The sequence below is a fragment of the Pseudoalteromonas sp. APC 3358 genome (assembly GCF_030408075.1).
Taxonomy (GTDB): Bacteria; Pseudomonadota; Gammaproteobacteria; order Enterobacterales; family Alteromonadaceae; genus Pseudoalteromonas; species Pseudoalteromonas arctica.
Genome location: NZ_JASDCE010000001.1, coordinates 432,749 through 444,663, shown reverse-complemented (window position 1 = coordinate 444,663; position 11,915 = coordinate 432,749). Strand labels below are relative to the sequence as shown.

6 protein-coding genes and 1 pseudogene are annotated in these 11,915 nt (G+C 39.7%); 3 read left to right on the top strand and 4 right to left on the bottom strand.

Annotated elements, in window-relative coordinates:
* Positions 1 to 103 precede the first annotated feature (103 nt).
* Positions 104 to 721 carry an HAD family hydrolase gene (locus QL995_RS01950; RefSeq protein ID WP_007583617.1) on the top strand — a complete coding sequence of 206 codons (618 nt, stop codon included), beginning with the start codon at positions 104 to 106 and terminating at the stop codon, positions 719 to 721.
* A gap of 133 nt (positions 722 to 854) precedes the next feature.
* Positions 855 to 1,580, top strand: a complete 726-nt coding sequence (locus QL995_RS01945; protein WP_007583619.1) for a YebC/PmpR family DNA-binding transcriptional regulator — start codon at positions 855 to 857, stop codon at positions 1,578 to 1,580.
* Positions 1,581 to 1,780: 200 nt separating this feature from the next.
* Here QL995_RS01945 and QL995_RS01940 read toward each other — a convergent pair whose 3' ends face one another.
* A complete protein-coding gene (locus QL995_RS01940) occupies positions 1,781 to 3,970 on the bottom strand; it encodes a malate synthase G (RefSeq protein ID WP_290292152.1) in 2,190 nt (729 codons plus the stop codon).
* Positions 3,971 to 4,373: 403 nt separating this feature from the next.
* On the opposite strand from QL995_RS01940, the gene QL995_RS01935 reads away from it, so the two are divergent.
* Positions 4,374 to 5,975, top strand: a complete 1,602-nt coding sequence (locus tag QL995_RS01935) for an isocitrate lyase (protein ID WP_007583624.1) — start codon at positions 4,374 to 4,376, stop codon at positions 5,973 to 5,975.
* Between the two features lie 816 nt (positions 5,976 to 6,791).
* On the opposite strand, the pseudogene QL995_RS01930 reads toward QL995_RS01935, so the two are convergent.
* The 3 genes and pseudogenes from QL995_RS01930 to QL995_RS01920 form a co-directional block, all read right to left on the bottom strand.
* Positions 6,792 to 8,766 (bottom strand): annotated as a pseudogene (locus QL995_RS01930) (S9 family peptidase).
* 152 nt (positions 8,767 to 8,918) lie between these two features.
* Positions 8,919 to 9,653: a 5-oxoprolinase subunit PxpA gene (locus QL995_RS01925; RefSeq protein WP_290292147.1), complete on the bottom strand. Its 735-nt coding sequence runs from the start codon at positions 9,651 to 9,653 to the stop codon at positions 8,919 to 8,921.
* A 1-nt stretch (position 9,654) separates the two neighbouring features.
* On the bottom strand, positions 9,655 to 11,466 hold the full coding sequence (locus QL995_RS01920) for a glycoside hydrolase family 3 protein (protein ID WP_290292144.1): 1,812 nt from the start codon (positions 11,464 to 11,466) through the stop codon (positions 9,655 to 9,657).
* Positions 11,467 to 11,915 lie beyond the last annotated feature (449 nt).

Below are 11,915 nucleotides of genomic sequence, written 5' to 3'. Positions count from 1 at the left end.
AGTTAGTTTCATTTATCCCTTTGTATTTACCGGCCTAGGGCATAAGCAGTAGAGAATTTTATGTTTAAATTTCATTTAGTAATAACTAAATTCAGGGAATGATATGACTACTCAGGTTGAGGCTATTTTTGGAGTGATTTTTGATTTAGATGGAACATTGGTTTCATCAGAATTAGATTTTGCATTAATAAAGGCCCAAATAGGTTGCCCTTGCGAGCAAGACTTACTTGATTACATTGCTCAGTTGCCCTCACCGTATATGCGTGAAGAGGCAATGAATATAGTTCACCAACACGAATTAATAGATGCACAACATGCCAGTATATTACCTGGTGTGAGTGAAGCTATTCATGCTTTAAAGTCTAAAAATATTCCGATGGCGATTGTTACTCGCAATTTTGATAAAGCAGCGGCAATTAAATTACAAAATAATCCACTCCCTATCAGCACAGTTTTAACGCGAAGCGATGCCCCAGCAAAGCCAGATCCCAGCGCTTTAAATGCCATTGCTACACTTTGGAACATTAACGCCAGAAATTTACTTTATGTAGGCGATTACCTTTACGACATTCAAGCTGCGCACAATGCAAATATGCGCGCGTGTTTATACGCTCCAGAGTCAACGCCTGCTTATGCCGATCAGGCAGATTACGTTTTACATGACTTTGTTGAATTAGTGACATTAGTTGAGAGTTATTCCGAAAAAATAGAGTTATGTTAAATAGCGTACTATTAAATTTATTTAAGAATAAGTGCTACGTTATTTAAATTACAAAATAACGTTTGTTCCTAGCCCAATACGTTTTGAATTGGTAAAATACCGCAAAACGTAACGTATTCATTAGGGGCACAAAATGGGCAGAGCATTTGTAGTTCGTCAAAGTTCTATGATCAAAACAGCCAATGCAAAAACAAAAGTAAACTCAAAGTATGGTAAAGAGATTTACGTTGCAGCAAAAAGTGGCGATCCCGATCCCGAAGTAAATCAAACACTACGCCGTCTAATCGAAAAAGCTAAAAAAGACCAAGTACCCGCACACGTTATTGAAAAAGCAATTGAAAAAGCAGCCGGTGGCGCAGGGGAAGATTACTCTGTTGCCCGTTACGAAGGCTATGGTCCTGGTAATTGCATGGTTATAGTTGACTGTTTAACTGACAATCCGAACCGTACAATTAAAGATGTACGCTTACCGTTTACTAAAACAGACTCAAAAATTGGTACTCCTGGCTGTGTAGCACATATGTTTGATCATTATGCGGTACTTGGCTTTGCGGGTGATGACGACGAAATAGTATTAGAAGCATTAATGATGGCTGATGTTGATGTTAGCGATGTTGAAGCCGAGGACGGTAAAATATCGGTATTTGCACCGCCAACAGAATACTTTAAAGCTAAAACTGCCCTTGAAGACGCATTTGAAGGCATTAACTTTGAAGTAGACGAAATTACGTTTATTCCTCAAGTTAATATTGAAATTGAAGACGAAGAAGTTATTGCTAACTTTGATAAGTTTATAAATATGCTTGAAGATTGTGACGATGTACAAAATATTTATCACAATGCCATTGTAAAAAATTAGATTTAATTAGCTAAAAGCTTTAAAAAGCGTGTTTTGTGTATGCAAAACACGCTTTTTTACGTTTGAATAAATGTTAGATATTCATGTGTATTATCTATATACCTTTAAAATGCCTTAAAAGTGATGTTATTCTAATTTTAGGCGATAAAAAACCAGCTTAAAAGCTGGTTTAGCACTTAATCTGAACTTTGCTTAAGCAGTTAAAGCGTATTCGTTTTTTGTGCTTTATATTTTATACGGTAGCTATGTAGCAGTGGTTCAGTGTAACCGCTAGGTTGTGTTACACCCTCCAAAACCAGTGCAAGTGCAGCTTGAAACGCAATGCTGTTATTAAGGGTTTCTTCGTTTATTGCCATGGGTGTATACGCAGTGTCGTGCTCGTTTTGACCATCAACTACTTTGGCCATTTTAGCCATTGTTGATTTTATTTGCGCCTGTGAACACACGCCATTTAGCAACCAATTAGCCATATGCTGGCTTGAAATACGCAGTGTTGCTCTGTCTTCCATTAGCCCGATATGGTTAATGTCGGGTACTTTTGAGCAGCCAACGCCTTGATCAATCCAACGTACAACGTAGCCTAAAATGCCTTGTGCGTTGTTTTCAAGCTCGCTTTGAATATCTTCTTTTGAAAGCGTTTTAGGGTCTGTCATTAGCGGCGGTGTAAGCAGGTCATTAAGGCTCGCAATAGTTCGCTTAGCTATACTTTGCTGCTCGGTAAATACGTTTATATCGTGATAATGCATTGCATGCAGGGTAGCGGCTGTAGGGGAGGGCACCCATGCAGTATTAGCGCCTGATTTAGGGTGAGCTTGTTTTTGCTCCATCATTAATGCCATTTTATCTGGCATTGGCCACATGCCTTTACCTATTTGTGCTTTATGACTTAAGCCACAAGCAAGGCCAATATCGACGTTGCGATCCTCATAAGCTTGTATCCATGGTTGCTGCTTAATCTGTGCTTTTGGAAGTACAACACCCGCTTGCATAGAGGTATGAATTTCATCGCCTGTGCGGTCTAAAAATCCAGTATTTATAAATACAACACGCTCTTTAGCTGCATAAATACAGGCTTTTAGGTTTACAGAAGTACGGCGTTCTTCATCCATAATACCCATTTTAAGCGTGTTTTTAGGTAAGCTTAGCGCTTCCTCTACTAAGCTAAATAAAGTGTTAGTAAACGCTACCTCTTCAGGGCCATGCATTTTTGGTTTTACTATATTAATACTTTGCGCGCTGGTATTTTTAATACCTGTTTTTTTATTTAGGTCGTGCAGGGCAGCGGTGGCAGTAAACATCGCATCCATAATGCCTTCAAATACCGGTTGATTGTACACATCGGTAATCGCAGGATTCGTCATTAAATGGCCAACGTTTCTAACAAACATCATGCTACGGCCTTTTAAAGTAACGGTGCCACCATCAAGTGCGGTGTATGTTTTATCACTTTGCAGAGTGCGCTCTACAGTTTTATCGCCTTTTTTAAACGATTCAACTAAGTTACCTTGCATCAAACCAAGCCAATTTTTATAAACTTGTACTTTATCTTCTGCATCTACCGCAGCTACAGAATCTTCACAATCCATAATGGTTGTAAGAGCGGCCTCTAACACTACATCTTTTAAGCCTGCTTTATCTGCTTGGCCAATAATGTGGTGGTGATCGATATGTAGCTCTATATGTAAATCATTGTTTTTTAATAACACTACGGTTGGGTTTTGTGCTTCACCTTGATAGCCAATAAGCTGAGATGGATTAGCTAATGTGGTTTGAGAGCTATCACGTAACGTAATTAAAAGTGCGCCATCTACTACTGAATAATTAGTGCTTTCTATATGCGAGCCATTAGTGAGCGGCAATGCTTTATCTAAAAACTGGCGAGCGTAGGCCATTACCTTAAAACCACGAACAGGATTGTAGGTATTCCCTTTTTCGGCTCCATCGTCTTCGCTTAACACATCTGTACCGTATAAAGCGTCGTATAACGAACCCCAACGTGCGTTAGCGGCATTAAGTGCAAAGCGTGCGTTACTGACAGGCACAACCAACTGAGGGCCAGCTGTAAGGGCTACTTCGGGTTCTACATTTTGGGTTTCAATTTCAAAGTTGGTAGGCTCTTTAACTAAATAGCCAATATCTTGCAAAAAGGCATGGTACTTAACGCTATCCCACGTTTTATTAGCAAGATGGTAGTCATCTATTTGCTGTTGAAGCAATTCTCGCTTTTCAAGCAGTGCCTTATTTGTAGGGGTAAGTGTTTGAACTATATGTGCAAAGCTTTGCCAAAATTGATGCTCACTTAAGTGAGTGCCTGGTAGTAATTGATTTTTAACAAAATCAGCGAGTTGTGTGTCTACGCTGAGTCCTGAATGTGTGAGAGTGTGGGACATAATTGCCTTCCTTAAACGGTCGCGATGTTGTTGTGTGCTTGTGCGTTAAGGCAACAATAACTCAAAAAGGCAATGTTGAGTGCTTTTTAGCCATTCACAAAATGTATAGCCACAATAACAACTATAAATTTACTAAATCTAGAAAAGGAGCCTAATGTTGAATCAAGCGAAACGGAGCACACACTCCTAGCCACTCTCACAACATTAAAATAATTTATACCAATCTGCTTATATATGGGGTCTATTTAACGTTAAGAAAATTACGCTAGAGCTAGGCAAAAATTTTTGTATCTAGTTATTCTAAATAAAAAATTTTTAACGACGTTATAGTGCAATTTAATTCGTTAAATTGATCAAAGATTTATGCAGGTTGGTATTACACACTCGTTCGAAGGATTTTATTATGACAACATATCAACGCGAAACAGACACACTCTCTACTCTTTGCCAATCACAAGGCAGCGCATGGAAAGCTATTAACCCTGAATACGCAAGCCGTATGCGTTTACAAAACCGTTTTCGTACAGGGATTGAAATTGCGCAATACACAGCAGACGTTATGCGTGAAGATATGGCTGCATATGACGCCGACACAAGCCTGTACACCCAATCTTTAGGGTGTTGGCATGGCTTTACTGCCCAACAAATGATGATGGCTATTAAGCGCCATCAAAAAACAACTAAACGCAGCTATGTATACTTAAGTGGCTGGATGGTTGCAGCACTTCGCTCTGCATTTGGTCCGCTGCCCGATCAAAGCATGCACGAAAAAACATCGGTACCTGCATTAATTGAAGAGATTTACACATTTTTAAAGCAAGCTGATGCACGTGAACTAGACCACTTGTTTAACGACCTAGATGCAGCAAAAGCGAATGGCGGCGATGTTCAAGCTGTTATTGATAAAATAGACAACTTTGAAACTCATGTTGTGCCGATTATTGCTGATATTGACGCAGGTTTTGGTAACGAAGAAGCAACTTACTTACTGGCTAAAAAAATGATTGAAGCCGGTGCGTGTGCCATTCAAATAGAAAACCAAGTATCTGACGCCAAACAATGTGGTCACCAAGCGGGTAAAGTGACCGTTCCACACGAAGACTTTTTAGCAAAGATTAACGCAGTACGTTACGCCTTTTTAGAACTTGGTATTGATAACGGTATTATTGTGGCACGTACAGATTCATTAGGTGCAAGCCTTACTCAAAAAGTACCTGTGTCGCAAACACCAGGTGACTTAGCAAGCCAATACAATGCATTTTTAGAAACGACGCCAATTAACGGTGTTGATGACTTAAATGAAGGCGACACAGCAATGAAAATTAATGGCCAGTTATGTAAACCAACTCGCCTAGATAACGGTTTATTTCAATTCCGCGAAGGCACTGAAAAAGACCGCGTAGTACTAGATTGTATTACGAGCTTGCAGTCGGGCGCTGATTTACTGTGGATTGAAACAGAAAAACCACATGTTAAACAAATTGCAGAACTGGTGAATCGTGTAAAAGAACACGTGCCAAATGCAAAACTGGTATACAACAACTCGCCTTCGTTTAACTGGACGCTTAAGTTTCGTGAGCAAGTGTATCAAGAGTGGGAAGAAGCAGGCCGTGACCTTAGTGCTTACCCAAGCCTTGGCGACAATAAAGGTCTTATGGCACCAGAAATGGATGCAACAGAACTTGCGCAAGCAGCCGATTTACTAGTGCAAAACTTCCAGCGCGATGGCGCACGTGAAGCAGGTATTTTCCATCACTTAATTACTCTGCCTACGTACCATACAGCTGCGTTGAGCACTGATATTTTGTCTGAAGGTTACTTTGGCGATATGGGTATGCTGGCTTATGTACGTGATGTACAACGCCAAGAAATTCGCCGTGAGCAAGCTTCTGTTAAGCACCAAGACCTAGCAGGGTCTAACATGGGCGATACGCACAAAGAATACTTCTCTGGTGATAACGCGCTAAAAGCCGGTGGTGAAGACAACACCATGAACCAGTTTTAATTTCTAACTAGATAGTGTTACTCAAGGGCCAATAGGCCCTTTTTTATTGCTTTAAGTAAAGTTAGAACATTGAAGCACAATTACAGATCAAACTTTAACTAGGGCGTGTTGATCTTTGTGGATTGAAATTTGTTCAATCTAGGGGCGATTAAATCTCGGCGCGAGGTTTGTAACCTAGTGGGCTAAGTAAAAACCGAGCAACAAAGAGTTTATCGCCCCTAGAAAGAACCCAAAGGGCAGCGCATGTTTGGTATTTATGCTACGTTATCGCCTATTCATGGGGAATAACCACACTACATAAGCTCCGCCTTGCCTAAAAACCAAACATACTGCTGCAAATTAACCCACCAAAGTTCAACACGCCCTTGCCAAATAATTTTGGATCACTATTTAACTACCTGAGTGGATTTACAGATCAGAGTTTAACTAACCTTTCATAAAACGGCATATTTGGGGTGATTTTGCTGTAAAAAGCGTTTACAACAACTTTAAAAGGCAGGTAAGTGACTGATTTTTGCTTTAATAGGCAAATTTAGCGAATTTATAAACCGATTTTTTACTAACTTCTCTGTGCTATAAAACAAAATTTTACTAACTGATAGGCTATAAACAGTGACTCAAACCGATTTTTTACCAACTCAAGTTACAAAAAATGCTATAAACCGAAATTTTACTAACTGAAGTTTTAGCTAAGTCCGATATTTAACTGTCACAGAAGTGTAAAGGGGGTTTACAGTTTGAATACTAAGGCGGTAAATACAAAAGCCACTTATTTGAAGTGGCTTTTATTTGAGCTATAAATTTATTACCCAGAGTTTATTTAGTGTGTTTATCAAACCACCATTGAATATAAGCTACTTTAGTCATTAAGTTTGATGGGCGAGCTGTAATACCATGCGATGCATTAGGAATGCGCACCATTGCAGTATCAACGCCTTGTAGTTTTAATGCCTGATAAAACTGCTCAGTTTCTGATATTGGTGTACGGTAGTCAGATTCGCCAGTGAGCAACATAGTAGGAGTTTTAACGTTTCCAACATAACTAATAGGCGAGCGCTTCATGTAATGCTCGATGTGATCCCACGGTTTACCCGGAAACCAGTAATCAGCAAAAAACGGGCTTAGCAACTACAGCCGCAGCAAAGCGATCGGTATGACCTACAATCCAAGCTGTTAGTACGCCACCGCCAGAGCCACCGGTTACAAACAATTTAGACTCGTCAATAAAGCCTTTCGCTATTAGCGCATCAACGCCAGTCATTAAGTCATCAAAATCGTTACTTGGATAATTATGATGAATAGTTTGTGCAAACTCTTTACCGTATGAATCACTGCCACGTGGGTTCATGTATAAAACGACATTTCCTTTGGCTGCAAACAGCTGAATTTCAGCGCTAAAGTGTGGACCGTAATTAGCTACTGGACCGCCATGTATTTCTAGTATTAGCGGATATTTTTTGCTGCTGTCAAATTCTGGTGGGTAAGCAATCCATCCTTGAATAGGTAACTCATCGTGACTTGATTTAATCCAAATTTCTTCCACTTTAGCCAAAGCTTTGTCGCCCAATGCATCTGCATTAAGGGTAGTTAAACGCTGCGCTTTACCGCGTTTAATTGTTGCTATATCAGCAGGGCGCTGAATATCGGCAAGAGTAAAGGCTACTTCGCCATCTTCGCTTACATCAAAGTCGCCACCAGAATAAGGGCGACCAAAGGCAACACTGCCAATTTTGGTTGTTATTATCTTACGCTTGCCGCTGCGTGGTTGATAGGCGAGGGCAGTTTGACCTTTATCTGCATAGCTAAAGTATATGCCTTTGGAGTTTGCACTCCATTTTATTTGACCTACGCTACGATCAAAATCTGGCGTTAAGCTAGTTGTGTTACCTGTTTTTAAATCACGAATATAAAGCTGAGCGTTTTCGTAGTTAGTGCGTTTATCATCGTAACCTGTGTACGCTAAGTAACGACCATCTGGAGATACTTTAGGCTGCTCGTCAGGTCCGTTTCGGTCAGTAACTTTAGTTATATTTTGTGTGGCTAACTCGAGTTGATAGATTTCACTGTTTGTGGGTTTTAGCTGGTAGTTTGTGTGCCTGTTTGCAGAAAAATAAAGCGACTTACCATCGTTACTAAAACTTACATCGCCTGCGTTATCAAATTCATCATGAGTGAGTTGTTTGGCATTACCACCGTTAGCATCTATGGAAAATAATTGGCTAAAACCTTTTTGTGTGTAACCGCCACCATCTGAACGATAATAAACATCATCAATAAATTTAGCGGGTTCTGCCCAAGTTGCGCCTTTTGGTTTACCTGGTAAGCTCACTGGCGCTGAATTAGCGCTTGGAACAAACATGCTAAATATTAGCTGGTTAGAATCAGGGTTCCATGTAATCGCACGTGGACTACTCGTTAAGTTACTAATTTTTGCCATAGCATCTGTTTTAAGCCATTTAATATATATTTGGCTGCTACCATCGCGGGTTGATATAAATGCAAGGCGTTGACCATCAGGAGAGAGTACTGGCGAATAATCCATATGCACGCCAGAGGTTAATGGCTGCATTTGTTTGGTTTTGTAATCAACAGACCAAATATTACCAACTTTGCGATCTGTTTTTATATCCATGCGGTTACGCACAAAATAAACAGTTTTACCGTCTTCGGTTATATCTATTTGATTGGCATATTCTAAATTAAACACGTCTTGCAGTTGTAGTGTATTTGTTTCAGCGTAGGCTAAATTACTACAGCCTAAAATGAGGCTAAGTGTTAAAAGCTTTTTCATTTTAATCCCTGTTGTTACTTTTTTAATTTGCTAAGTAGTTATATGTTAGGGATTATTAAATTAACAGTAGGATGCGATGAAGCTCTTATTTAACTCTATGAGTTAAAGCTGTAAAGGGGGTTTACAGCTTATCTTTGAGGTTGTATAAAAGTTTAGTTAGCTGAGTTGCACAGGGCTTTTATATCTTTTATAAGCGCTATGCCATCAGCATTGTCGCCATGCACGCATAAGCTATCGGCGTTGAGCGTTAGTTTTTTTCCAGTTCGTGTTGTCACGCTGCCATCGGATAAAAGCTGAGTTACTTGTTTTAGTAATGCAGCTTTGTTGTGAACGCTACCCTCAAGTGTTCGTGACACTAAATGCCCGTCGTCGGTGTACTGTCTGTCGGCAAATGCCTCGAGTATTAGCTCAACTCCTGAGCTTTTAGCTATTTGAATGTGCTTATTGGCATTTTTAGTCGCTAAGACCATTAGTTTCAAATCTATTGGGTAGCTGGCAATTGCATTTATAACGGTTTGTAATATTTTCTCATCAGCCATCATGTCGTTATAAAGTGCGCCATGCGGTTTAACATAGCTAAGTGTTAAACCTTGTACTTTTGCCATGCCCTCAATAGCGGCTATTTGATAATGCAGGCAATTTGTAAGCTCTTTTTCGCTAAGTACCATTGAGCGCCTACCAAAGCCTTGCTTATCTGGGTAGCTTGGGTGAGCACCAATTTGTACGTTATGTTGCTTGGCAAGTACAAGAGTGTTTGTCATTACGTCGGCATCACCTGCATGGAACCCACACGCAATATTAGCCATATCAATATGTGGCATAACGTCATCGTCTAGCCCCATTTTCCACGCGCCAAAGCTTTCGCCTAAATCACAATTGAGTTTCATATTAGTGCGCCTTTTGCGGTTTTATTGTGACAGGCAATACGCCGTTAGCGGGCGCTTTGCCTAGTAAAACTTTTGCAAGTGCGGTAAAAGCAGGGCCAGATACAATATCGTTTTTATCTACATCAATATTATATGCGTAAGATGCAAGTACAGCATTTGCATAATTGCCAAATTTAGCAATGTCGTAAGGGGCTCTTAGGCTTATAAAAACAGTGCTTTTGTTTTCTTCTTTTGCCATATTTAATAATGACTCAAGTGCTTTTGGTTGCTCTGCATTATTAAGTGCAAAATTAGGATCGTCTTTTAAATCATCCATACCGCCAATTTCGACCGCACTTTGATTAGGCGTTGCATTGCCGGCTATAACTACATCAGCAGCGTGTATTTGTGTTTTAGCTTGTGCAGGATTAAACCCTTGTAGGCTGCTACAGCTATAGTTTAGTTTTTTCTGGCTAATAGCTTCAATCGCTTGCTGCATTGCCATACATTTACGCGTGTCGGGCATAATAATATGAACATTACTTCCTGCTTTTAAATTAAGCGGCAAAGTACTGTTATTATTTTTAACCTGCGTTATTGCCTCTACAGCAAGCTGCGCTTCTATTTCGCGATGTGCTGCACTGCCGATTGTTTGCTTTGCATTTATGAGCGCGGTAATAGGGTCAAAATTAGTGCTTAATCTAAATTTATTTTTAAGCGTAATTATACGCATCGCTGATTGTGCTATTTCTTGCTCATCAAGTTGGTTTGATTTAACCGCTGCAACAAGCTCTTTAATAAGGTTATCGAGCTTGTTTAAATCATCCGGTGTTCTAATTTCAACGGGCATTAGGGCAATATCAGCCCCAGCCGCAAACGTATTTATTACCGCTTGAGTTGGTGTAAAGAAATTACTAATGCCAGCCATATCAAGCGCATCAGTTACTACAACACCTTGGTAATTAAGCTCACCACGTAAAATATCAGTAATGATTGCGCGCGACATTGTTGCCGGTTTTATCATCGTTTTGCCATTAACACTTATGAACGTTGTGCTATCGAGGGCAGGGTATTGAATATGCGCCGTCATTATCATGCCTGGGTTTTGCTTGGCGATAATGTGCTTAAACGGTGCTAAGTCTTGCTCGTAAATAACTTCTTTTGCATGGTTTACTTTAGGCAAACCTGTATGGCTATCTACGTTTGTATCGCCGTGGCCCGGGAAGTGCTTTAACGAGGTAATAACACCGTTGTTCTCAAATCCTGCAACCTGTGCGGCGCCCAATTTACTCACTAATGCTGGGTTTTCACCAAACGAGCGTACATTAATAACAGGGTTATCAGGGTTCATGTTTACATCAACCGTAGGCGCGTAGTTTACATTGATACCTAGCGAGTTTAGTTCTTTAGCTATAACAGTTGCTGTTTTTGTCGCAAAGCTCGTACCGTGTTTTTTGTAGGTTGCGCCAATCGACATATTACCGGTAAATGAGGTGGCAACATCGCGTGGTAAACGCGCTACACGTCCGCCTTCTTGATCTATAGATATAAATAGCGGCAGCTTACTACTTGACTTACTTGCAGCTGTTTGCAATTGGATATTAAGCGTAATGGTTTGTTCTATTGATTGGGTATTTTCAGAAAATAAAATAACTCCACCAATATCGTATTTAGCAATAGCGGTAGCAAGCTCATTAGGTAACTCGGTCATTGGAGTTCGGCATTTATTACTTGCTCCTTGCTGGCAAAAGTAGCGAAAGTCGAGTATTAACTTTTGCCCAAGTTGTTGTTCAAGAGAAAGCACGGGTTTAGCAAGCGAGGATTGTAATGGCATTAAACACCCAGATAAAAAAACGATAGACGGTACAATACACTTATTTAGCAAAACACACTCCAAGGCTAAAAAGTAGATAAATGTATGCAGCTTAACCACTTTTTAAAGTAACTGCAAAAGAAGGTTTTCTTTACAAAAACCATTAACGTATTGTAAAAATTGAAGAAAAATTATAGTTTTGAACTTAGTGAAAAGTTATATTTTTTCTGGCTTTATTGATATTAGGTAATAAATTTTTAATAGGGTGTAATTGCAGGCTTTATGCTCAATTATAGGTGCAAGTATTGAATGCCTCATACTTAGGATGGCATTCATTTTCGAAAGAATTATTAATAGCCTTAATCTTCGATTTCTTATTTTTCATTTAACGATTACAGCCTTTATTAGTACTTTAGTAAGTCGCTTTTATTCTACCTACCAAGCACAAAAGGAGCAGTTAAAAACTTACA